20 protein-coding genes are annotated in these 22,942 nt (G+C 35.7%); 17 read left to right on the top strand and 3 right to left on the bottom strand.

Going from position 1 to position 22,942, the window contains the following annotated elements; genetic code table 11:
• The first annotated feature begins 148 nt into the window (after positions 1 to 148).
• The 5 genes from TKV_RS11315 to TKV_RS11295 all read left to right on the top strand — a co-directional run bounded on the left by TKV_RS11315 (position 149) and on the right by TKV_RS11295 (position 6,167).
• The gene (locus TKV_RS11315) at positions 149 to 2,437 is read left to right on the top strand and encodes an S-layer homology domain-containing protein (RefSeq protein WP_049686014.1); all 2,289 of its coding nucleotides are present in this window, start codon (positions 149 to 151) and stop codon (positions 2,435 to 2,437) included.
• Positions 2,438 to 2,604: 167 nt separating this feature from the next.
• On the top strand, positions 2,605 to 3,435 hold the full coding sequence (locus TKV_RS11310) for a DeoR/GlpR family DNA-binding transcription regulator (protein WP_049686013.1): 831 nt from the start codon (positions 2,605 to 2,607) through the stop codon (positions 3,433 to 3,435).
• Entirely contained in the window at positions 3,401 to 4,333 is a 933-nt protein-coding gene (gene pfkB / locus TKV_RS11305) for a 1-phosphofructokinase (protein ID WP_049686012.1), read from the top strand. Before TKV_RS11310 ends, pfkB begins: the two co-directional genes overlap by 35 nt.
• A 5-nt stretch (positions 4,334 to 4,338) precedes the next feature.
• On the top strand, positions 4,339 to 4,785 hold the full coding sequence (locus TKV_RS11300; RefSeq protein WP_049686293.1) for a PTS sugar transporter subunit IIA: 447 nt from the start codon (positions 4,339 to 4,341) through the stop codon (positions 4,783 to 4,785).
• Positions 4,786 to 4,808: 23 nt separating this feature from the next.
• Complete coding sequence (locus tag TKV_RS11295; protein WP_049686011.1) at positions 4,809 to 6,167, top strand: PTS fructose transporter subunit IIC; 1,359 nt, start codon at positions 4,809 to 4,811, stop codon at positions 6,165 to 6,167.
• Between the two features lie 28 nt (positions 6,168 to 6,195).
• On the opposite strand, the gene TKV_RS11290 is transcribed toward TKV_RS11295, so the two are convergent.
• On the bottom strand, positions 6,196 to 6,507 hold the full coding sequence (locus tag TKV_RS11290; protein ID WP_049686010.1) for a hypothetical protein: 312 nt from the start codon (positions 6,505 to 6,507) through the stop codon (positions 6,196 to 6,198).
• Between the two features lies 1 nt (position 6,508).
• Positions 6,509 to 6,946, bottom strand: coding sequence for an Hsp20/alpha crystallin family protein (locus TKV_RS11285; protein WP_004399058.1), 438 nt, complete (start codon positions 6,944 to 6,946; stop codon positions 6,509 to 6,511).
• A gap of 163 nt (positions 6,947 to 7,109) precedes the next feature.
• Between TKV_RS11285 and TKV_RS11280 the strand changes: the two genes are divergently transcribed.
• Together TKV_RS11280 and TKV_RS11275 are read left to right on the top strand one after the other, a co-directional pair.
• The gene (locus TKV_RS11280) at positions 7,110 to 8,018 is read left to right on the top strand and encodes a CPBP family intramembrane glutamic endopeptidase (protein ID WP_049686009.1); all 909 of its coding nucleotides are present in this window, start codon (positions 7,110 to 7,112) and stop codon (positions 8,016 to 8,018) included.
• A gap of 104 nt (positions 8,019 to 8,122) precedes the next feature.
• Positions 8,123 to 9,136 (top strand): LacI family DNA-binding transcriptional regulator, encoded by a 1,014-nt coding sequence (locus TKV_RS11275; RefSeq protein WP_006569771.1) that lies wholly within the window; start codon positions 8,123 to 8,125, stop codon positions 9,134 to 9,136.
• Positions 9,137 to 9,150: 14 nt separating this feature from the next.
• On the opposite strand, the gene murC is transcribed toward TKV_RS11275, so the two are convergent.
• Positions 9,151 to 10,545, bottom strand: coding sequence for a UDP-N-acetylmuramate--L-alanine ligase (murC, locus tag TKV_RS11270; RefSeq protein ID WP_049686008.1), 1,395 nt, complete (start codon positions 10,543 to 10,545; stop codon positions 9,151 to 9,153).
• 180 nt (positions 10,546 to 10,725) lie between these two features.
• Here murC and purR point away from each other — a divergent pair, with 180 nt between their 5' ends.
• From purR to mfd, 10 genes are all read left to right on the top strand, one after another.
• Entirely contained in the window at positions 10,726 to 11,550 is an 825-nt protein-coding gene (gene purR, locus TKV_RS11265; RefSeq protein ID WP_049686007.1) for a pur operon repressor, read from the top strand.
• Between the two features lie 249 nt (positions 11,551 to 11,799).
• The gene (gene spoVG / locus TKV_RS11260; RefSeq protein WP_049686006.1) at positions 11,800 to 12,078 is read left to right on the top strand and encodes a septation regulator SpoVG; all 279 of its coding nucleotides are present in this window, start codon (positions 11,800 to 11,802) and stop codon (positions 12,076 to 12,078) included.
• A gap of 102 nt (positions 12,079 to 12,180) precedes the next feature.
• A complete protein-coding gene (gene glmU / locus TKV_RS11255; protein WP_049686005.1) occupies positions 12,181 to 13,575 on the top strand; it encodes a bifunctional UDP-N-acetylglucosamine diphosphorylase/glucosamine-1-phosphate N-acetyltransferase GlmU in 1,395 nt (464 codons plus the stop codon).
• Positions 13,559 to 14,509 (top strand): ribose-phosphate diphosphokinase, encoded by a 951-nt coding sequence (locus TKV_RS11250; RefSeq protein ID WP_049686004.1) that lies wholly within the window; start codon positions 13,559 to 13,561, stop codon positions 14,507 to 14,509. The genes glmU and TKV_RS11250 overlap by 17 nt, the downstream gene beginning before the upstream one ends.
• A gap of 109 nt (positions 14,510 to 14,618) precedes the next feature.
• Positions 14,619 to 15,302: a response regulator transcription factor gene (locus TKV_RS11245; RefSeq protein WP_049686003.1), complete on the top strand. Its 684-nt coding sequence runs from the start codon at positions 14,619 to 14,621 to the stop codon at positions 15,300 to 15,302.
• A gap of 2 nt (positions 15,303 to 15,304) precedes the next feature.
• On the top strand, positions 15,305 to 16,717 hold the full coding sequence (locus TKV_RS11240) for a sensor histidine kinase (RefSeq protein WP_049686002.1): 1,413 nt from the start codon (positions 15,305 to 15,307) through the stop codon (positions 16,715 to 16,717).
• 263 nt (positions 16,718 to 16,980) lie between these two features.
• Positions 16,981 to 18,354: a S1C family serine protease gene (locus TKV_RS11235; protein ID WP_049686001.1), complete on the top strand. Its 1,374-nt coding sequence runs from the start codon at positions 16,981 to 16,983 to the stop codon at positions 18,352 to 18,354.
• A gap of 99 nt (positions 18,355 to 18,453) precedes the next feature.
• Complete coding sequence (gene pth, locus TKV_RS11230) at positions 18,454 to 19,011, top strand: aminoacyl-tRNA hydrolase (protein WP_049686000.1); 558 nt, start codon at positions 18,454 to 18,456, stop codon at positions 19,009 to 19,011.
• Positions 19,012 to 19,040: 29 nt separating this feature from the next.
• Entirely contained in the window at positions 19,041 to 19,409 is a 369-nt protein-coding gene (locus TKV_RS11225; protein ID WP_049685999.1) for a hypothetical protein, read from the top strand.
• A gap of 5 nt (positions 19,410 to 19,414) precedes the next feature.
• Complete coding sequence (gene mfd, locus TKV_RS11220; RefSeq protein WP_049685998.1) at positions 19,415 to 22,918, top strand: transcription-repair coupling factor; 3,504 nt, start codon at positions 19,415 to 19,417, stop codon at positions 22,916 to 22,918.
• Positions 22,919 to 22,942 lie beyond the last annotated feature (24 nt).

Here is a 22,942-nt window from a genome sequence, read left to right as displayed (position 1 = left end):
ATGCTATAATATAATCAGGTTGTTTATCCAAAACATACTACATACTCTAAAATGTACTTACATAGGTAAAAAATTTTTGAAAGGCTTATGCCTTTCAAAACAATAATATAAAAATTAAAATACAAATACAAGGAGGAGGATTGACTGTATGAAGAACCTCAAAAAGTTAATAGCAGTGGTTCTCACGTTCGCATTGGTGTTCAGTGCGATGGCAGTAGGGTTTGCTGCAACGACACCGTTCACCGATGTGAAAGATGATGCACCTTATGCATCAGCAGTGGCTCGTCTGTATGCTCTTAATATCACGAATGGTGTAGGAGATGGCAAATTTGGTGTAGATCAGCCAGTTACAAGAGCTCAGATGATTACATTCGTAAACAGAATGCTGGGCTATGAAGACTTAGCTGAAATGGCTAAGAGCGAGAAATCAGCATTTAAAGATGTACCACAAAATCACTGGGCAGTTGGACAAATTAACTTGGCTTACAAATTAGGGCTGGCGCAAGGTGTTGGAAATGGTAAATTTGATCCAAATAGCGAGCTGAGATATGCACAAGCATTGGCATTTGTATTAAGAGCACTTGGCTTCAAAGACCTTGACTGGCCTTATGGTTATCTCGCTAAAGCTCAAGACCTCGGACTAGTACATGGCTTAAATCTTGCCTACAACGGAGTAATTAAACGTGGTGACTTGGCATTAATATTGGACAGAGCATTGGAAGTACCAATGGTTAAATATGTAGATGGCAAAGAAGTGCTTGGAGAGCCGCTCATTTCAAAAGTTGCAACAAAGGCAGAATATACAGTAATAGCTACAAATGCTCAAGACAGGTCAGTTGAGGAAGGCAAAGTTGCAGTATTAGACAAGGATGGTAAATTAACTACTATTAACGCAGGTCTTGTTGACTTTTCAGAATATCTTGGCAAAAAAGTAATTGTATACTCAGAGAGATTTGGTGACCCAGTATATGTTGCTGAAGGAGATAATGATGTTGTAAGCTTTACAGAAGGTCAAGATTCCGTTGGTACAACAGTATATAAGAATGATGATAATAAAACTGCTATAAAAGTTGATGATAATGCGTATGTACTTTACAATGGCTATTTGACAAAAGTTTCTAAAGTGACTGTAAAAGAAGGTGCGGAAGTAACAATTATAAACAACAACTATCTCATTGTAAATGGTTCTTATGACAACTCAACAATTGTGTACAATGATGTACAAAGTGGTGACAAGTACCTCAATAGAGATTCTAATTACGAATTGAAAGGAACAGTAACAGTAACAGGTGCAGTATCAAAAGTAACAGATATTAAAGCTAATGATTATATCTACTATGGCAAGCAATATGATGTAAATGGAAATGTTGTGGGAACAGTAATATACGTTGTAAGAAATCAGGTAACTGGTACTGTTACAGAAAAGTCTGTCAGTGGTTCAACATATAAGGCTTCCATAGATAATGTTTCTTATACTGTAGCTGATAATAATGTATGGAATCAGCTTGAACCAGGTAAGAAAGTAACAGTCATACTTAATAAAGATAATGTAATTGTAGGAATATCTTCAACAACTACAACAACAGCTGTAAATTATGCTATATTTAAAGAGAAATCAGATCCATTTACTGCTTGGTTTGCAAAAGTGAAGTTGATACTGCCAGATGCTGCAGAAAAAGTATTTGATGCGGTGTACAGCGACGTATATGATAAAGTCAACTTAGCGGAAGGTACTATAGTAACCTATACAGTTGATGCAAATGGTAAATTAAATGACATACAGAGGGCAAATGATCAACCATTTAGCAGTGCTTCATATAAAGCTGATGCAAAAGTATTAACTGAAGGTAGTACGACATACTACATCACAGACAACACAGTGCTTCTTAACAACACAAGTGATGGTTATAAAGCATTAAAACTGACAGATCTAAAAGATGCTACAAACCTGAACGTTAAGATTGTAGCGGATAATTACAATGTGGCAAAGGTAGTAGTATTTAATAATGCATCTTTTGTATCAACTACAACATCTACAGTTTATGCATATGTAACAGGTACAGCAGATGTGTACGTAAATGGCTCAACATTTACTAGATTAACAGTTCTTGAAAATGGTCAAACAAAGACATATGATGCAAATTCACAATTAGCTACAAATTATACACATAAAGCGGTTGTATTAACATTAACTAATGGAAAAATTGCAAACATTGCGTTGCCAACGGTTGCTTCAGGAGTAAAATTAACAAATATTGATCAAGCTAATTTAAGAATTACTGATACTACCAATAAAGGATATCTCTTGGATCCTAACTTTATAGTAGTAGATACAAATGGTAATCTCAAAGGATTAAGCGATATTACAAAGGATACAGGAGTTAACCTCTATACTAACGACGTAGGTAAAGTATTTGTAATAGAAATAGTACAATAATATTCAACTATAAAGAGTCCTCCTCCTTGGGGGACTCTTTTATTTGCTTTAAAACAGGCATTGCCTGTTTTATTTTTTTGCCTATTGACAAAGTAAAAATGATAATATATAATCAAAATTGAGCAAAATCATTCACAATTAAGCAGGACAAAATTGAATGGATGTGAATGAATATGAGTATATCTGATAGAATGTTTGGCGAGGAAAGGCGCTTAAAGATTGCAGAGATTATAAGTAAGGATAAAAGTATAAGCGTTGCGGAGCTTAGTAAAATCTTTAATGTTTCTGAGTCTACAATAAGAAGAGATTTGCATGTGCTGGAGGAAAAGGGTTTCATACAGAGGACTCACGGTGGTGCGATATTGAATGTTGGTACTCATTATGAGCCTGCATTTTTTGAAAAAGAAGATGTAGAACTTGAGGCAAAAAGAAAAATAGGTAAAATTGCTGCATCAATGATAGAAGAAGGAGATTCTATAATTTTAGATGCTGGTACGACTACTCTTGAAATTGCGCGAAATCTTAAAAATATGAAACTTACTGTTGTCACAAATTCTCCTCTTATTGCGATAGAACTTTCAAAACATGAGGATATTGAACTTATTGTAACAGGAGGCATACAGAGGTGGAGGACTAAGGCATTAGTTGGTCCAATTGCTGAAATGGTGATAAAGCAGTTTAAAGTTGACAAAGCCTTTATAGGGACCAATGCTATATCTTTTGAGGATGGGCTTATGACTCCAGACTTAATTGAAGCCAATACAAAGAAAGCGATGTGTGATGTAGCAAACGAAGTTTATATAGTGGCTGACCATACTAAATTCGGTAAAAAATCTTTTGTCAAATTTGCAGATATAAAAGACATTACGGCAATAATAACAGATGATGAGGTTGATTATGAGATAGTGCGAAAATATGAACAGGCAAATATAGATATAGTAAGTTTTGGAAAGGATGAAAATAATGATAACGACGGTAACGGCGAATCCAGCGATTGACAGGACAATAATTGTTGAGGATTTGAAACTTGGTTATGTAAATAGGGTAATTCGCTCAAGAGTAGATGCTGGGGGAAAAGGCATAAATGTCGCCAAAAACCTTAAAAATTTTGGAGATGATGTTATTGCTCTCGGCTTTATAGGACCTAATGCTAAATATATAATCGATTGTTTAGAAGATGAAGGTATAAAAACTGACTTTGTGAAAATAAAGAATGAGACGAGGACAAATATAAAGATTTCTGATATTTCAAGGATGGAAGTCACTGATTTGAATGAATATGGTCCTCATGTAAGCGAAGAAGAAATCGAGCTACTTAAAAAAAGTATATGTAAATACGCCAAAGAGTCAAAAGTGCTTGTGCTTTCAGGAAGTTTACCACAAGGAGTGCAAAAGACTTTTTACAAAGACATAATTAGAGAAATAAAAAGCGGCGATTTAAAAATAATTCTCGATGCTGACAAAGAAGCGTTTTTATACGGCATAGAAGAAAAGCCTTACATGATAAAACCTAATGTGCAGGAGTTAGAAGATGCAGTAGGCAAAAAGCTTGAAAGTTTAGAAGAGGTTATTGAAGAAGGGAAAAAGCTGAAGGATTCAGGTATAGAAATAGTTGCGATTTCTATGGGAGGCCGCGGCAGTGTTGTGATAACAAAGGAAGGGATATATAGGGTAATGCCTGTAAAAGTTGAAGTAAAAGGGACAGTTGGGGCAGGAGATGCGTTTGTTGCAGGCTTTGCTCATGGAATATACAAAGGACTTCCCATTGAGGAGACAATAAAAATAGCAGCAGCTTTATCTACATCAGTTGTTATGAAAGAAGGCACAAGAGCAGGTACCCTTGATGAGGTAAATATATTAAAGGATAAGATTGAAATAGAAAGGATAGAAAGGTGAGGGAAATGGAAATAAAAGATGTATTGAACGAAAAAATGATGGTTTTTGACCTAAAGGCAAAGGACAAAAATGGAGTATTGGAAGAGTTAGTAAGTGTTTTAAAAGAAAATGGAGTTGTAGATGATGAAGAAGGCTTTTTAGAAGTGGTGAAAAAAAGAGAAGAAGAGTTTTCTACAGGTATAGGTTATGGGGTTGCAATACCTCATGGCAAAAGCAGTCTTGTGAAAAAGCCAGCAATAGTATTTGGAAAGTCTCGCCAGGGAATAGACTATAACTCAATGGATGGCAAACCTGCACATTTATTTTTCTTAATTGCTGTGCCAGACAACTCTGATGAGCTGCACCTTAAAGTTTTGTCTGAGCTTTCAAGGTCTTTGATGCATAAGGAGGTGAGAGAAGAGTTAGAAAGAGCTTCGACACCTGAGGAAGTCATAAAGGCTTTTGAGAAGTAAATTTTTAAGAGAGGGGATTAATTATGAAAAAGGTAGTTGCTGTTACAGCCTGCCCTACAGGTATTGCTCATACCTATATGGCGGCGGAAAATCTTCAGATGGCAGCCAAAGAAATGGGAGTAGACATAAAGGTAGAGACTCAAGGGTCAATAGGTGCAGAAAACCAGCTTACTGAAGAAGATATAAAAACTGCTGATGCTGTCATAATAGCAGCTGCAACGAAAGTTGATAAATCAAGATTTGTAGGAAAACCTGTACTTGAGGTACCAGTTGAAGATGCTATAAAGGATGCAAAAGGGCTTATTGAAAAGGCTCTTAAGATGGAAAAGCCAAAAGATTATGTAGAAAAGGTAGAGGAGATTCATAAAGAAAGGTCAGCGCAAAGGACAGGTGCCTACAAACACCTTATGACAGGTGTTTCCTACATGATACCTTTTGTAGTTGCAGGTGGTATCTTAATTGCACTTTCCTTTTTCTGGGGATATAAAGCCTTTGAGGTAGAAGGAACTCTTCCTTGGGCTTTGATGAAAATTGGCAGCGGCTCAGCCTTTGCATTGATGGTTCCGATTTTGTCTGGCTATATAGCATTTTCTATAGCAGATAGGCCTGGTCTTGTTCCCGGTATGGTAGGCGGTATGCTGGCAGTATCCACTGGGGCGGGATTTTTAGGCGGCATCATTTCAGGATTTTTGGCAGGATATACGATAGTTTATCTGAAAAGGTTAATAAAGCTTCCTAAAACATTAGAAGGTTTAATGCCAGTACTCATATTGCCAGTATTATCAACTTTAATAGTTGGACTTTTAATGATATATGTAATAGGTTCTCCAATGAAAGCTATAATGACATCTTTGACTAACTGGCTTACTGGTATGAGTTCGACAAATGCAGTGATTTTTGGAGCAATATTAGGACTTATGATGGCTTTTGATATGGGTGGTCCTGTAAACAAGACAGCTTATACTTTTGCAACAGGTCTTTTAGCATCAAATGTTTTTGCTCCAATGGCAGCGGTCATGGCAGCTGGTATGACACCTCCTCTTGGACTTGCACTTGCAACTGTTCTTTTCAAGAATAGATTTACAAAGGAAGAGATAGAAGCAGGTAAAGCAGCATGGGTTTTAGGTGCTTCCTTTATAACAGAAGGTGCTATACCATTTGCAGCAGCAGACCCCTTCAGGGTAATACCTTCAATAATGGTGGGCTCTGCTGTGACAGGTGCTCTTTCAATGCTCTTCCACATTGAACTTCGAGCTCCTCATGGAGGAATATTTGTAATACCGATAGCTGTGTCAAATCCTCTTCTTTACATTGGAGTAATAGCAGTTGGTACAGTAGTTACTGCATTAATGGTAGCGCTTCTTAAGAAAAAAGTAGAATAAAAAAGGAAGGCTGTTGCCTTCCAGTTTTTTATTTGCTAAAAGGATTTTGCACCTTTACTTTGCCAGAGTACTGACCTGAATTTAGGTCTCTATACAAATCTTCTCTGCTCGAGGTAAGTTCGCCTTCCGTACCCAAGTTAAAACCTTTTTCTAATATATGGCGTGACTTGGCTTTGTCATATGAATTTTCTTTTCTTACAATTTCCTCAAGAGTTTCTGTTAAAAGGCTAGATACTGATGTTTGTCTATCTATAGCTATATGTTTTATCTTTTGTAATAAACCCTTAGGCAAAGATAATGTGATATTTTGCATCTCCACTTTTTGCTTACCTTTGTTCATATTATTCTATATCTATTTTTCTTCCCTTTGGTTTGCTTGGATGTAATTTTGGCATTGTGATTTTGAGAATGCCGTTTTCAAATTTAGCAGTAGTTCTTTCAGGGTCTACTTCTGCGGGTAATTCTATTCTTCTGGCAAAACTTCCGTAATATCTTTCTCTCATGTAATAATTTTTATCTTCTCTTTCTTCATCTACTGTGGTTTGCCCTTTTATTTCCAGTATATTGTCATAGACATTTATTTCAATGTCTTTTTTGTCAACGCCCGGTAGTTCAGCTGTTGCCACTATTTCTGTTTCAGATTCGGTGATGTCCACTCTTGGCCGAGAAAATAGACCTGAAATAGATGGGAAATTCACATCAAAAATGCTTGGCAAATTTCTAATATTGAAATCGAAGGGCCAATCCCACCAGTCGCGTCCTCGTCTCATAAGGCTCATTTACATCACCTCCATATTTTTCTACTATTTATTATATCACATTGATTGAAATTTTCAATTATTAGGTTTCACAAAAATCTCACATTTAATTCTTACTTTTTTATTCTTTATATGTTAAAATCTATAAGGGTGAAATTGATGATGTAAAAAAGGAAGTGGTTGAATGCGGCCAGATGAAAAAGATGTAAGTAAGTTGTACTTTTTTGTCATGTTACTTCTCATAACAGTTGGATATTTGGTGCAAAAGGCTTCTTTATATATAGGTATACTAATCACAGAATTTTTTCTTGTTTTACTGCCTGTTATTCTTTACCTTCTTTTTAAAAGATATGATGTAAAATATGTTTTAAGGTTAAATCCTATAAAGGGGGAACAAGTTTTTTTAGTGATAATAATAGCTATTTTAGGCTGGATAGTGTCGAGTTTTTTTGCACTTTTGACAAATTATTTTCTATCTAAACTGGGTAAAATTCCCGTTATGCCAATACCTGCAGCTTCCAATACACAAGAACTTTTTATGCAAATTCTAATATTTGGAGCTGTAGCTGCCTGCTGTGAAGAAATATTTATGCGAGGACTTGTTATGAGAAGTTTTGAAATGAGAGGTTCTATAAAGAGTATTTTTATAACCGCTATATTCTTTGCAATGCTTCATTTAAATGTGCAGAATTTTTTAGGTATACTTTTTCTCGGTAGTTTATTGGGATATGTGGTGTATAGAACTAATTCCATATATGGGGGAATGATAGGCCATTTTACAAATAACACTATTTCTGTGTTGTTATCATATTTTGTAGCACAACAAAATTTTGGGAAGACAACTCCATTACAACAGGTAGATATTCCATTTATTGTTGTCATTGGTTATGGGATTTTTGCATTATTTGCTGCTATTCTTTTGTATGTGCTATTAAGATATTTGAAGAAAGTAACTGACCCATATGTTATCCGCGGTACTACAAAGTTAAAAGAAGACTTATATATTTTCTTGCATTGGCCGGTGCTTTTATCAGTGTTAGTATTTTTGTATAGAATTACTGAACAGATATTAAAAATAGCTGGGGTTATATAAAGAATCCTTAAAAAAGATGAAAACTGTTGACGTAAATAAAAGAATAGGATAGAATAATAAATAGAAGAAATGCAATCGGTTTCATTTTAAAGGTGGTGATATACATGAATGTAACGATTAAAGATGTGGCAAAGAAGGCAAATGTTGCTCCTTCTACTGTATCGAGGGTTATTGCTGATAATCCGCGTATAAGTAAAGAGACAAAAGAAAGAGTTTGGAAGGCGATGGAGGAATTGGGGTATTATCCAAATGCCATTGCCAGAAGCCTTGCAAGTAAGGTGACAAATACTTTGGGACTTATAATGCCTCGCTCCACAGAAGAAGCTTTTTCAAATCCTTTTTTCCCTGAAGTTATGAGGGGCATAAGTGTTGTTGCCCATAGAGAAAAGTATGATTTGCTTTTGTCGACATCTGGAAATCAAGAAGAGGAAAAAGAAGCGGTTATAAATATGGTAAAAGGCAAACGAGTAGATGGAATAATTCTTTTATCTTCCCGTACAACCGATGAACTTATACCGTGGTTAAGAGATGAGAAATTTCCTTTTGTTGTTATAGGTAAGCCTTTAGACGCCAAGGGTGTGTATTGGGTTGATAATGATAATATAGGGGCTTCTAAGCTTGCTACTAATTACCTTATTAAACATGGACATAGAGAAATTGCTTTTATAAGTGGGTCATTGGAATACGTAGTGAGTTTAGATAGATTGGATGGTTATAAACTTGCCCTTGAGGAAAATGGGATACCTTTTAAGAGAGAGTTGGTGGAACAAGACGAGTTTTCAGAAGACGGTGGATACAGAGCGATGATGAGAATATTAGAAAGAGAAAAACCTACTGCAGTTGTGGTTACTGATGATGTTATGGCATTTGGTGTTATAAGGGCTGCAATAGATAAAGGATATAGAGTTCCTGAGGATATATCAATAGTAGGGTTTAACAACATTCCCTTGTCAGCTTTTGCAAACCCACCCCTTACGACAATAGATATTTCTACATTTGATTTGGGAATTAAGTCTGCAGAACTTTTGATTGCAAGGTTAAAGCAAAAGGATGTAGACACAGACCACATCATTGTGCCTGTAAAGCTTGTGGAGAGGAAATCTTGTGTTGCAAGATAAAAAGCTGTAGGGCTTTATATTCCTACAGCTTTTTCATGGCCTTTTAAAAACGTTTCTCCTACTTCGTAGATATTTCCTGCTCCAACTGTTAATACTAAATCGCCTGCTTTTGCATTTTTATTTAAATACTCAACTATAGAGTCAAAATCTTTTAAGTACAAAACATCCTTTCCTCTTTGAGAGATTAGTTCCACTAAATCTTTAGATGAAACAATTCCTGTGTCTTTTTCTCTTGCGGCGTATATGTCAGCTATTATTATTTTATCCGCATTGTCAAAGGATCCTGCAAAATCATTAAGCAAAGATTTAGTTCTTGAGTAAGTATGTGGCTGGAATATACAAATAATTCTTTTATGAGGATAATTTTTTGCTGCTTCTAAAGTTGCTTTAATTTCAGCAGGGTGATGAGCATAGTCATCCACAATTGTTATGCCATCAACTATTCCTTTTATTTCGAATCTTCTATGAGTGCCTTTGAATTCAGTTAAATAATGAGAAGCTTTTTTTATGTCAATTCCTACAAGGTGACTTACTGCCAAAGCAGCTAAGGCGTTGTAAACATTGTGTTTTCCGGGTATTGATAATTTAAAATTGCCCATATATTCCTCTTTATAATAAACGTCAAAAATTGCACAGCCTTTGTCATCAAAACTTATGTTTTTTGCTTTCCAATCACTATCTTGGTAAATACCATAGGTCACAATGTTTTTATTTAACCCATTTACAACATACATGGTGTTTGCATCATCTTTGCATGCTACCACAAATCCATCTGGTGGAACTAAATTAGCAAATTGCCTAAAAGACTGTTTTATGTTGTCAATATTTTTGAAGTAATCTAAGTGGTCTGAATCGACGTTTAAAATAACAGCTATGTAGGGATAAAATTTTAAAAAACTATCTGTATATTCACAGGCTTCTGTAACAAAATATTCGCTACTTCCTACTCTCACATTTCCACCTATTATGTCTACTTCCCCACCTACTAAAACCGTTGGGTCAAATCCCATACCATCGAGTATTACGGATATTAGAGATGTGGTAGTTGTTTTGCCATGGCTTCCTGCTACGGCAATTCCGTATTTGTATTTTTTCATTATAATTCCTAAAAGCGTTGCTCTATCTATTATTGGTATATTTAATTCTTTAGCTTTTTTAAACTCAGGGTTATCTTCATGTATAGCAGCGGTGTAAATGACCAAGTCAGCACCTATTACGCTACTTTCTTCATGGGGTATTGTTATAACAGCGCCTTCTTGCCTTAATCTATCAATTATGTGAGAGTTTTTTATATCAGAGCCTGTTACAATGTGACCGTTTTTTAAAAGTATATGAGCTAAACCGCTCATACTTATACCGCCAATTCCTATAAAATGCACTCTTTTAAAGTTTTCAAGATTTATATCCATATTTGTACGCTCCTCTCAGATTCTATTGTTATTATTGCCCTTCCATGGTTAAAATATGATTTAGACTTCTAAAATGAAACAATTTTATTTTATAAAAAGATTATATCACATATTGCAGAAGAGTGAACTTTTAAATATAATTTTAGTATAAAAGTTTGTATTTTTGGAGGTTATTTTTTTATGAATAAGTACAAAAGGTACGAACGATTAGCAGCAATCGTTAAAATATTTAACGATAATCCCAATACTCTTATCAATTTAGAGTATTTTATGAATCTTTTTGGCATAGCTAAATCTACAGCTTCAGAAGATATAGATATTTTGAAAGACGTTATAGAGAAATTTAATTTTGGAAAATTAATAACTGTACCTGGTGCAGGTGGAGGCATAAAATATCTATCTATATCTAATATAGATAGTTATCGCTCTTTTGTGAAAGAAATGTGTGAAAAGTTAAAAGATGCATCAAGGATAATTCCGGGAGGTTTTTTGTACACTGCTGATTTGATTTATTCTCCTTCTGTCGTTTCAAAAATTGGAGAGATTTTGTCTTATCCCTTTCAGGAAAAGAATATTGACGCGGTAGTAACAGTGGAAACAAAGGGTATACCTATAGCGATGATGTGTGCAAGGGCGCTCAATGTCCCTCTTGTTATAATTAGAAAAGATAGCCGGGTTACAGAGGGATCTTTTGTTTCTATCAACTATGTTTCTGGTTCACAAAGGCATATAAGGTCTATGTCGTTATCTCGAAGGTCTTTAAAGAAAGGTTCTAAGGTTTTACTTATAGATGATTTTATGAAGGCAGGCGGTACAATTAGAGGAATGATGGAGCTTATGGAAGAGTTTGATGCAGAAGTGGTAGGTGCAGGCGTTATGATTTCTACACAAAAACCAGAAGAAAAACTTGTAAACAATTATATTTCAATTTTTGTGTTAAAAAATATGGATGAGGAAAAGAATATAATTGATATTGAAATAAGTGATTGGATAATGGGGGAATGACGGGAATAAAATTTTTTAAAAATTTTTCTGAAGTTTGTATTTTGATGAAGGAAATTTTGATTTTATGGCGAATATTTAATTTATAAAGTAAGAAGTTTTTAATGTAGGTGGGGAACACGCCGAAGTTACGCTTGTGGAGATTGCGAAAGAAAAATAAGCAGTCAATGAAGCAAGAAGCTCACCCGAAAGGGGAGAGTAGTTCCACGAACGCTAACATATGGGCTTAAGCTTCAGGAAGGTGGTGAGCTTATGGAGATTACAGACGTAAGGGTGAGAAAGCTTAATGAGGAAGGCAAAATGAAGGCTGTAGTTTCTGTAACCTTTGACAATGAATTTGTTGTCCACGACATAAAGGTTATAGAGGGCCAAAATGGATTATTCATTGCTATGCCGAGCCGAAAAACTCCGGAAGGAGAGTTTAAAGATATTGCTCACCCTATAAATTCAGATACCAGATCTAAATTACAGAACGCTATTCTTAAAGAATACGAGAAAGCAAAAGAACAAGAAGCTGCACATAGGGAATAAAAAGGAGCTTGTCTCCTTTTTATTTTTTTGTTGAACTTTGTGGCGATTATAGTTAAAATAGTATAGGGTATGAGAATTAAATTGGTATAGAGGGTGTTAAAATTGGAAGGTTTGGTGACACTGATTTTAGCAGCTGGGCTTGGAAAGAGGATGAAATCTAAACATCCCAAAGTTGTCCATAAGATATGCGGGAAAACAATGATAGAATGGGTTGTAGATGCGGCAAAAGATGTGGGCAACAATGACGTAATTGTGGTAGTTGGCCATAAGGCGGAAGAGGTAAAAGAGGTATTAAAGGACAGGGTAAAGTATGCATATCAGGAAACGCAGTTAGGTACAGGGCATGCGGTAAAGATGGCACAGGATTTATTACCGGAAGAAGGTAATGTTTTGATCTTGACAGGTGATACCCCTCTTATCACTTCACAAACATTAAAAGCTTTGGTAAACTTTCATATTGAAGAAGGCAACAGTGTTACAATTTTGTCTTCGGTGGTAGAAGACCCATCGGGATATGGAAGGATAATAAGGGATGAAGATGGAAACGTTATAAAAATCGTGGAAGATAAGGATGCAACAGAGGAAGAAAGAGGCATCCATGAGATAAATTCTGCCATGTACGTTATGGATATACCCAAACTAAAAAAAGCATTGACAATGATCACAAATAATAACGCACAGGGTGAATATTATCTGACGGATGCTGTAGAAATTATAAAAGAAATGGGAGGAAAAATTGGCGCTTTTACTGCTTCACCGGAAGAAATAATGGGAGTTAACTCCAGAGTCCAGCTTTTTGAGGCAGAAAGAGTCATGAAAAGGAGAATTAATTATCGCCACATGGAAAACGGTGTAACAATAATCGACCCTGAGACCACTTATATAGGGGCTAATGTTGAAATAGCACCTGATACTGTCATATTTCCGGGCTGTGTGATAGAAGGGAAGACTGTTATAGGAAGCGACTGTGAAATAGGTCCTAATTGCAGGATCGTCGATTCTCAAATAGGGGATGGATGCAATATTATGTATTCTGTTGTATTATCTTCGAAATTGGGGAACGACATCAAAGTTGGACCTTTTGCGCAAATACGCCCGGAAAGCGTGATACATGACAAAGTTAAAATAGGTGACTTTGTAGAAATAAAGAAATCTGTCATTGGAGAGGGGACAAAAGTTCCGCATCTTACTTATGTTGGAGATGCAGAATTAGGCAAGAATGTCAATATGGGCTGTGGTTCAATCACGGTTAACTATGACGGTAAGCAAAAACACAAGACGATAATAGGAGACAATGTGTTTGTGGGATGTAATGTGAATCTTGTGTCACCAGTAAAAATTGGGGACAATGCTTATATTGCTGCAGGCTCAACAATAACAGAGGATGTTCCTGAAGGGGCTCTTGCTATAGCGAGAAACAGACAGACTAATAAGGAGGGCTGGGTACAGGAAAAAATAAAAAAAGGAGGCTTTAAATTAAATGGCGAGATATATTAATTCTTTAAAAATTTTTTCAGGAAATTCAAATCCTAAATTGGCAAGCGAGATAGCAGAGCATCTTGGACTTAAGCTTTGCGTCTCTGAGGTTGGGACTTTTAGCGACGGAGAAATAAGTGTGCGAATTGGAGAAAGTGTTCGAGGGGCAAGTGTTTTTGTCATTCAGTCAACTTGTGCACCAGTTAATAACAATTTAATGGAATTATTAATAATGATAGATGCCTTTAAGAGGGCTTCTGCCGCAGAAATAAACGCTGTTATACCTTATTATGGATATGCAAGGCAAGACAGAAAAGCAAAAGCGAGAGACCCAATTACTGCAAAACTGGTGGCAGACCTCATAACTGCTGCTGGTGCTCATAGAGTTGTTACTATGGACCTCCATGCTCCTCAAATACAAGGCTATTTTAACATTCCTGTTGACCATTTGTTAGGAGGACCTATTCTTGCGAAATATTTTATTGACAAAGAATTAGGGGATGATGTAGTAGTTGTTTCTCCTGACCACGGCAGTGTGACAAGGGCAAGGTATTTCGCAGAAAAACTTAATGCGCCTCTTGCAATCATTGACAAAAGAAGGCCTAAAGCTAATGTGGCAGAGATAATGAACATCATAGGAGATGTGAGAGGCAAAAAAGTTATTTTAGTAGACGACCTCATTGATACTGCAGGCACACTTGTGCAAGGAGCAGAGGCTCTCATTGACAACGGAGCTACTGAGGTTTATGCATGTGCAACCCATGGAGTGCTGTCAGGACCTGCAGTTGAGAGGTTAAAGGAATCACCTATTAAAGAATTGGTTATAACTGATACAATTCCTCTTCCAGAAGAAAAGAGAATTGACAAAATTAAAGTAAGGTCTGTTGCTCCTTTGTTTGCAGAAGCGATTTTGAGGATTCATGAGGGAATGTCTGTAAGCAAATTATTTGTATAGGCACTTGATGTGCCTTTTTTGTTTCACTTCACTTAAAATGCATTTTCCTTTATAGCACTTTATGGTATAATTATAGTAAAGTCTATATGAAAATTTAGAGGGTGGTTTTGTGGGAGAAAATCAGAAAATTTATGTTATAGATGATGACAAAAATATATGTGAAATAGTTTCTTTGTATCTTGAAAAAGAAGGTTTTGAAGTGGAACAAATATACGATGGGCAAACGGCTTTGAAGAAGATCCAAGAAAGACTTCCAAGGCTCATTATACTTGATTTGATGCTTCCTGGTATTGACGGTATAGCCCTTTGCAAGGAAGTGAGAAAATTTTCAAAAGTGCCTATTATAATACTTACTGCAAAAGGAGACACTTTTGATAAGGTATTAGGGTTAGAGATTGGGGCGGATGACTATATTGTAAAGCCTTTTGATGGGAAAGAAATGGTGGCTAGAGTAAAAGCTGTTTTAAGAAGATACGAACCTGTAGGAGAAGATAAACAAGCGGTCACATATCCCGACCTTTATGTAAGCTTAAGTGAGTACAAAGTAAGGTACAAAGGTCAAAACATCGATTTGACTCCGAAAGAATTGGAACTTTTGTATTTTTTGTGTACACACCCCAACAGGGTGTTTACAAGAGACCAATTACTGGAAAACGTTTGGGGTTATGACTACATGGGGGATAGCCGTACTGTAGATGTCCACATCAAGAGGCTTAGAGAGAAAATGGGAGATGGACCCAACTGGAAACTTACTACTGTTTGGGGTGTAGGCTACAAATTTGAGGTGAACTAAATTTGAGCAAAAATAGACTCTTTAAAAAACTTTTTATAAGCAATATAATTATTATCCTTATTACTTTGTCTATCCTTTCAGGGATGTTTTATCTGATGTTTCAAAACTATTATTTTGCCGACAAAGAAAAAATAATGTTGGAAGAGGCTCAAGAAATAAATGCAATTTTAAATGAATTTGCAGTAGGTGACATAAATATAGATAAATGGAATCAAGAATTAAATGTTGTTACTAGGTTGATTAATGCTACTGTATGGATCGTGGATAAAGAAGGGCTAATTTACAGTCAATCACAGCAGCAGGGCAAAGCGTGGACAGGAGTAAGCCTCAGTAAAGAAGAAATAAAAAGCATTTTAGATGGACAATCTGTTGTAAAAAAAGGATATTTTGGTGGTAAATTTAATCAGCCTGTTTTGACAGTAGGAGTGCCTCTTGTTATAAATGGCCGTATTGAAGGGGCTATATTTATGCATGCACCTTTGACAGAAATGAATAAAACCATTATAAACATTTTTATTTTAATGCTTTTATCTGGAGGAGTAGCTCTTATAATAGGTTTTGTGCTCATTTCTTATACTTCCAGTAGAATATCTCAGCCTCTTAAAGAGATGAGCTTAGCTGTTCAGCAGGTAGCGAAGGGGAATTTTTCTGCAAGGGTGCAACATAAAGAAGATGATGAGATAGGGGATTTAGCTAAATCCTTTAATGTTATGGCAAAAGAATTAGAACAATTAGAAGACATGAGAAAAGATTTTGTGGCAAATGTTTCTCACGAATTGAGGTCCCCATTGACATCTATACAAGGCTATATTGATGGAATATTAGATGGAACTATACCAAAGGAAAAAGCTTGCGATTATCTTAAAATAGTGCAAAAAGAAACAAGGAGGATGTCTCGACTCATAGACGATTTTCTTGAAATGACTAAACTTGAGTCAGGCCAATTTCCACTTAATAAGACTGAATTTGATATAAATGAACTTATTCGACTGGCTGTTATAAAGTTTGAAAAAAGAATAGTGGAAAAAGATCTAAGCGTTAAAGTTGATTTTGAAGAAGACAGAAGAATAGTTATAGCTGATAAAGATAAGATAGAACAAGTTTTGACAAATCTTATAGACAATGCAATAAAATTTTCTAAAGAAAAGGGTATAATTCATATTTTTACTGAAATAAAAGATGACAAGGCATTTATTACTATAAAAGATAATGGAATAGGTATTTCTCCAGAAGACCAAGAGCATATATGGGATAGATTTTATAAAGCGGACAAATCGAGAGGGAAAGATGGAGCAGGCCTTGGACTTTATATAGTAAAGCGCATTATAAATGCTCATAATGAGGAGATATGGGTAGAAAGTGAACTCGGTAAAGGTACAGCATTTACTTTTACTTTACCGGTGAAAAAATTTTAAAAAATCACAATAAAATATTTACACTTTGTTAACACTTTATTCATAAATAAAGGATATAATGATACTTGAGAGCGACAAATGCCTCTCCTTGACCTCCCTTATTATAGCGGCCCAAGCCACCCATTGGGCCGCACATTTATTTTGTGGCAGTTTTTAAAAATTATTTCAATAAAAGTACTTAAAATCTTTACACGATGTTCATAATTTGTTAATAAACAGGGGGTATAATTAGAGACAAGAAAGAACGAAAGGAGTGAGTGAGTATGGATTACGACAAGGACTTTGAAAATAAAATCGAAAAGAATGACCCTGAAAATGTGGTACCTTCTCAAAAAAATGAAATAGAGGCGGAGTATACGGTAGAGGATGCAAGTCAAGAAATATTAAAAGCAGAAGAACAACAACCGGAAGAAGATCAAAATACTGCTATACATCCCAAAGTAGAATTTAGAAACAATAAAAAAAGCCTTGGCAAAATGGCAAAGAGATTTAGAAGAAAAATGTTAGCTTCCTTTGTAGCAGTGGCATTGGTAGCAGCTCTCATTGGCGGCGGAGTTACAGGGGCTGTAATGAAATATTATGGAACAGGGACGGGATCTACACCACAAGTCGTTACAAGGTATTTGCCACTGTCAGATACTGAAACATCCTCAAACGGCATTTTAGATTTAATACCTAACATTTACAAAATAGTGAGTCCTGCAGTGGTAGAAATTGATACAAACGTTGCTTACACAAACGGTTATAGAACAGAATATGTACCCAAAGGCAGTGGTTCTGGTTTTATAATAGGCTCTGATGGATATATTGTAACAAATAACCATGTTATTGATGGTGCTTCAAAGATTACAGTGAAACTTTTGGATGGTAGAAGTGCAGAAGCTAAGTTAATAGGCAAAGATGCGAGAACAGACCTTGCAGTTTTAAAGATAAACCTTCCTAATTTACCTGTTGTAAAACTTGGCGATTCCTCAAAACTTCAACCGGGTGAACTGGCAATCGCGATAGGAAATCCTTTGGGAGATTCCTTTGCAGGGACAGTCACTGCAGGTATAATAAGCGGACTTAACAGAAACCTCCAAAGTGATTATGGTCCAGTCAAACTCATACAAACAGATGCTGCGATAAATCCTGGCAACAGCGGTGGACCTCTTGTAAACAGTAAAGCTGAAGTTGTAGGGATAACAAGTGTTAAACTTACTTCAACAGGACCAAGCATGCAAGATCCTTTCGGGTTGTTCCAAAGCCAAGGTACTCCAGTTGAAGGAATGGGCTTTGCAATCCCAATAAACGAAGCAAAACCTATAATTGAACAGATAATAAAACGTGGTTATGTAGAAAGACCAATGATGGGCATAGGTGCCCAGACCATTACAAAACAAGATGCAGCCCAATATAACTTGCCTGTAGGAGTGTATGTAGCCCAAGTTCAACCTAATAGTGCAGCAGAACGTGCAGGCATTCAACCAGGAGATGTTATAATAAAAGTTGATGGCAAAAACATGACTTCTTTTGAAGACTTACAAAGTGTAATTAGCAGCCACAAAGTTGGAGATGTAATAAATGTAACTATTTGGAGAAACGGCAAGACCTTCACAGTTCCTGTAAAATTGCAAAGTAGTGCTAATTTTCAATAAAACCGGCCAGTGATTTTACTGGTCGGTATTTTATGTACTCTATAGCTTTTTTTGTTTTAGTTATGTATAATAAAAAATGTGATAAGAAAGGGTGGTCATATGTATATAATCGCTGGTTTAGGAAATCCTGGAAAAGAATATGAAGGGACAAGACACAATGTGGGATTTATGGTTATAGATGAGCTGGCAAAAAAATTAAATATAGATGTGGGTAAGCTCAAGTTTAAGTCTCTTATTGGTGAAGGTAATTACAAAGGAGAAAAGATCGTACTTCAAAAGCCTCAGACATTTATGAATTTGAGTGGCGAAGCCCTATACGATATTGTAAATTTTTATAAAATTCCACTTAAAAATGTAATTGTAATTTATGACGATAAAGATTTAGATGTGGGTAAAATAAGGATAAGAAGAAAAGGCAGTTCAGGCGGTCACAATGGTATGAATTCTATCATATATCTTTTAAATAGCGAGGACTTTCCACGGGTGCGAATAGGCATAGGCAAACCCGAAAATGACCTTGTAAGCTATGTAATGGGTAAATTTAATGAGTATGAGAAAAAATTGATTGACGAGGCTATCATAAAAGCAGCAGACGCAGTTATAGACATTATTGAAAATGGTATAGAACATGCGATGAGCAAGTTTAATGGGGGATAAAAGAGTAAAAAAAGGAGAAAAGCTAATCTATGTGGCTATTGTCTGGAATTGGCGGAGTTGTTTTGGCATATTTTTTAAATAGAATAGCAGTAAATAAATACAAAGAAAAAGCTATAATATATTTTGTTCCTATTATAGAAGAAGCTTGTAAAACATTGGCTGGATATATTACTTCTTCTATCATTCTATCTCATATAATATTTGGAATTGCCGAGGCAGTAAATGATTACAAAAGGAGCTCCTACAAAATTAATTTAAAAGCTGCTGTACTGAGTATATTAAGTCATACATTTTTTGGCTGGATTTCATATTATTTGGTTTTGCATACAAACATATTTTTTGCAATAGCGGTAGCATCTTTAGTACACGGTTTTTGGAATAGGGTTATGTTGAGGTGATTGAAATGTTTACACGACAGATACAAGATTTAAAAGAAGTCAAGACTATTGAAGAATCTTTAATAGAAGGCAATGGACCTGTTTTAGCTTATGGACTTACCGATTCACAAAAAGCTCATATTGCTCACCATATTATGAACAAATTCAATAAGACTGTTTTATTTATTGCTTATGACGACGTAGAAGCGAGGAGAATCTACGAGGATTTATATTCTTTTAGTTTTGGAAATGCTTCATTGTATCCTAAAAGAGAAGCGCTGTTTTACAAAATAGATGCTGCCAGCCAAGAGCTTGCATCGCAAAGGCTTAAAGCCATCAAAAAACTGGTTGAAAGCAAACCTCACGCTGTTGTCGCTTCAATAGATGCGGTTATTGGAAAGCTTATTCCAATAGAATTGTTTAAAAAATATCAATTTACTTTTAAAGTCGGAGATACTATCAATTTGGAAAATACTATAAAGAATCTTTTGACGATGGGTTATGAAAGGGTTCAAATGGTAGAAGGCAAAGGTCAATTTAGTTTAAGAGGAGGTATAATTGATATTTACCCTTCTACTGAAGAATATCCTTATAGGATTGAACTTTTTGACGATGAAATAGATTCTATAAGGATATTCGATACTATTACTCAGAGGTCTTTGGAAAATGTAAATGAAGTGAGTCTTTTTGCAGCAACAGAATTTATTGTAGAAAGCCAGCACATAAAATACGGAATCTCGAATGTGTCAGGTCATTTAAATTCTTATTTATCTAAAATAAGAAAACTAAAAAGCGGTATTGCCGAAAAATTGCAGCAAAAATTTGAAGGGATTATGGAAGAAATAACAGAGTCTAAAAGGGTTGAAAATATCAACGAACTCATAGATTATTTTTATAAAGATGTGTATTCTATCATCGATTATTTGCCTGAAGATGCGATTGTAATTTTGGACGAAAGTTCTCGAATTAAACAGAGAATAAACAATATTCACATGGAATTTAACGAAAATTTTAAAACTTTGTTAGAGAAAGGAGAAGTACTACCTGAGCAAAACAAACTTCTTTTTGACTATGAGGACATATTAAAAAGATGCAGGTTCAGATTTCTGTTGATTATGAACACTTTAGCAAAACCTGACAGTGAACTACAGCCAAAAGCAATTGTTAATTTTGTAGCAAAGACTATGCATCCTTTTCACGGCAAAATGGATATATTAGTTGACGATTTAAAATATTACAAGAATACCGGTTACAGAGTTTTACTATTAAGTGGAAATCAAGAGAGAGGAAGGATTCTCAAAGAAACCCTTGATAGTTATGGAATTGACGCAATTGTGGCTGAAGACAGTGAATACGATATACAAAAAGGGCAAGTTGTGATATATCCTGCATCGATAAGCAAAGGTTTTGAATATGTAGATGCAAAATTTGCTGTTATAAGCGACGGCGAAATTTTTGGACAGACAAAAAAAGCGAGAAAAACTGTAAAGATTAAAAATGCAGATAAAATAAAGAGTTTTACAGAGCTTGTTGCGGGTTCATATGTTGTTCATGTGAATTACGGAATAGGCAAATACGAGGGCATAGAAAAAATAAAAGTGGATGGGATTATAAGGGATTACCTAAAGATAACCTATGCAGGTGGAGATACACTTTTTGTACCAGTTGAGCAATTGGACCTCGTGCAAAAATACGTGGGACCTACTGACAATCCTCCTAAGTTAAACAAGCTGGGAGGAAGTGAGTGGCTAAGGGCAAAGAGAAAAGCTAAAAAAGCTGTGGAAGACCTTGCGAAAGACTTGATTAAGCTTTATGCCAAAAGACAGATGGTAAAAGGACATGCTTTTTCTCCTGATACACCATGGCAAAAGGAGTTTGAAGAGCAGTTTCCTTATGAAGAGACAGAAGACCAGTTAAGGTGCATAAAAGAAATTAAAGAGGACATGGAAAAGGATAGGCCCATGGATAGATTGCTTTGTGGGGATGTAGGCTACGGCAAAACAGAAGTGGCCTTAAGAGCTGCTTTCAAAGCGGTTGCTGATGGAAAACAGGTTGCTTTTCTGTGCCCAACGACTATACTGGCGCAGCAGCATTATACAAATTTTCTACAGCGATTCAAAGAGTTTCCTGTTAAAATAGAGATGCTCAGCCGCTTTAGAACTCCTAAAGAACAAGCGCAAATAGTTAAGGCTTTAGCAGAAGGGAATATTGACATTATTGTTGGTACCCACAGGCTTTTGCAAAATGACATAAAGTTTAAGGACTTGGGGCTTTTAATTATAGACGAGGAGCAGAGATTTGGGGTTGTTCACAAAGAAAAGATAAAAAAGCTTAAAGAAAGTATAGATGTGTTATCTTTGTCAGCGACTCCTATTCCAAGGACTCTTCACATGTCCTTGATTGGCATAAGAGATATGAGCATACTTGAAAATCCGCCTGAAGATAGATATCCGGTAGAGACTTATGTAGTAGAATTTAATGAAGAATTAATAAAAGATGCAATACTGAGAGAAATGGGGAGAGGAGGACAAGTTTATTTTGTATACAACCGCATAAACGGCATAGAAAAAATGGCTTCGTTTATAAAAGAATTGATTCCGAACTGTAGAGTAGCTGTCGCTCACGGTCGGATGGAAGAAAGCTGCCTTGAAAAAGTGATGATAGACTTTTTAAACGGGGAATACGATGTTTTAGTCAGCACTACGATTATTGAGACAGGCCTTGATATACCCAATGTCAATACGATTATAGTTTATGATGCGGATAAAATGGGACTTTCTCAGCTGTATCAATTAAGAGGGCGCGTTGGAAGGTCAAATAGGCTCGCTTACGCATACTTTACTTACAGAAAGGACAAAGTCTTAAGTGAAGTTGCGGAGAAGAGATTAGAGGCGATAAAAGAGTTTACTGAATTTGGTTCTGGCTTTAAAATAGCGATGAGAGACTTGGAGATAAGAGGGGCGGGAAATCTTTTAGGAGCTGAACAACATGGCCATATCGATGCAGTGGGATATGACATGTATCTCAAGCTTTTAGAAGAAGCCATAAGAAATTTAAAGGGAGAAGTCATAGAAGAAGAGGTCACTACTACTGTGGATATAAAAGTCAATGCTTACATCGATTCTTCCTATATCGAGGATGAAAATTTAAGACTGGAAATGTATAAAAAGATAGCCTCTATTGAATCTAAAAAGGATATGGAAGAAATTTCAGAGGAGCTTATAGACAGGTTTGGTGATTATCCCAAGCCGGTTGAAGTACTACTTGAGATAGCTTATTTGAAAGCCATTGCTTCTAAACTGCGCATAACTGAAATAACAGAGAGGGGCAATTATGTTATTTTAAAATTTAAAGATACTAAGTCAGTAAATTTAGACACAATAGAGAAACTCACAAAAGAGTATAGGGGGAATCTAATGTTTTCAAATCAAATTCCACCTTACCTTACTTACAAATTCAACAAAAAAGAAACAATACAAAAAGAGCTAATTGGGCTTGTAGAAAAGATAAAAAATTTGCAGATGGAGTAAAAGTGGTATATAATTGAGTTATGT

It is taken from the genome of Thermoanaerobacter kivui (assembly GCF_000763575.1).
Classification (GTDB): Bacteria; Bacillota; Thermoanaerobacteria; order Thermoanaerobacterales; family Thermoanaerobacteraceae; genus Thermoanaerobacter; species Thermoanaerobacter kivui.
This window is presented reverse-complemented; position numbering and strand designations above follow the sequence as displayed.

Coding starts and splice junctions, on each gene's coding strand:
- TKV_RS11250 (WP_049686004.1), top strand. CDS start 13,559: ATGGCGAGATATATTAATTCTTTAAAAATTTTTTCAGGAAATTCAAAT.
- spoVG (WP_049686006.1), top strand. CDS start 11,800: ATGGAGATTACAGACGTAAGGGTGAGAAAGCTTAATGAGGAAGGCAAA.
- TKV_RS11300 (WP_049686293.1), top strand. CDS start 4,339: ATGGAAATAAAAGATGTATTGAACGAAAAAATGATGGTTTTTGACCTA.
- mfd (WP_049685998.1), top strand. CDS start 19,415: ATGTTTACACGACAGATACAAGATTTAAAAGAAGTCAAGACTATTGAA.
- purR (WP_049686007.1), top strand. CDS start 10,726: ATGAATAAGTACAAAAGGTACGAACGATTAGCAGCAATCGTTAAAATA.
- TKV_RS11280 (WP_049686009.1), top strand. CDS start 7,110: ATGCGGCCAGATGAAAAAGATGTAAGTAAGTTGTACTTTTTTGTCATG.
- pth (WP_049686000.1), top strand. CDS start 18,454: ATGTATATAATCGCTGGTTTAGGAAATCCTGGAAAAGAATATGAAGGG.
- TKV_RS11235 (WP_049686001.1), top strand. CDS start 16,981: ATGGATTACGACAAGGACTTTGAAAATAAAATCGAAAAGAATGACCCT.
- murC (WP_049686008.1), bottom strand. CDS start 10,545: ATGGATATAAATCTTGAAAACTTTAAAAGAGTGCATTTTATAGGAATT.
- pfkB (WP_049686012.1), top strand. CDS start 3,401: ATGATAACGACGGTAACGGCGAATCCAGCGATTGACAGGACAATAATT.
- TKV_RS11290 (WP_049686010.1), bottom strand. CDS start 6,507: ATGAACAAAGGTAAGCAAAAAGTGGAGATGCAAAATATCACATTATCT.
- TKV_RS11285 (WP_004399058.1), bottom strand. CDS start 6,946: ATGAGCCTTATGAGACGAGGACGCGACTGGTGGGATTGGCCCTTCGAT.
- TKV_RS11295 (WP_049686011.1), top strand. CDS start 4,809: ATGAAAAAGGTAGTTGCTGTTACAGCCTGCCCTACAGGTATTGCTCAT.
- TKV_RS11315 (WP_049686014.1), top strand. CDS start 149: ATGAAGAACCTCAAAAAGTTAATAGCAGTGGTTCTCACGTTCGCATTG.
- TKV_RS11275 (WP_006569771.1), top strand. CDS start 8,123: ATGAATGTAACGATTAAAGATGTGGCAAAGAAGGCAAATGTTGCTCCT.
- TKV_RS11310 (WP_049686013.1), top strand. CDS start 2,605: ATGAATATGAGTATATCTGATAGAATGTTTGGCGAGGAAAGGCGCTTA.
- TKV_RS11225 (WP_049685999.1), top strand. CDS start 19,041: ATGTGGCTATTGTCTGGAATTGGCGGAGTTGTTTTGGCATATTTTTTA.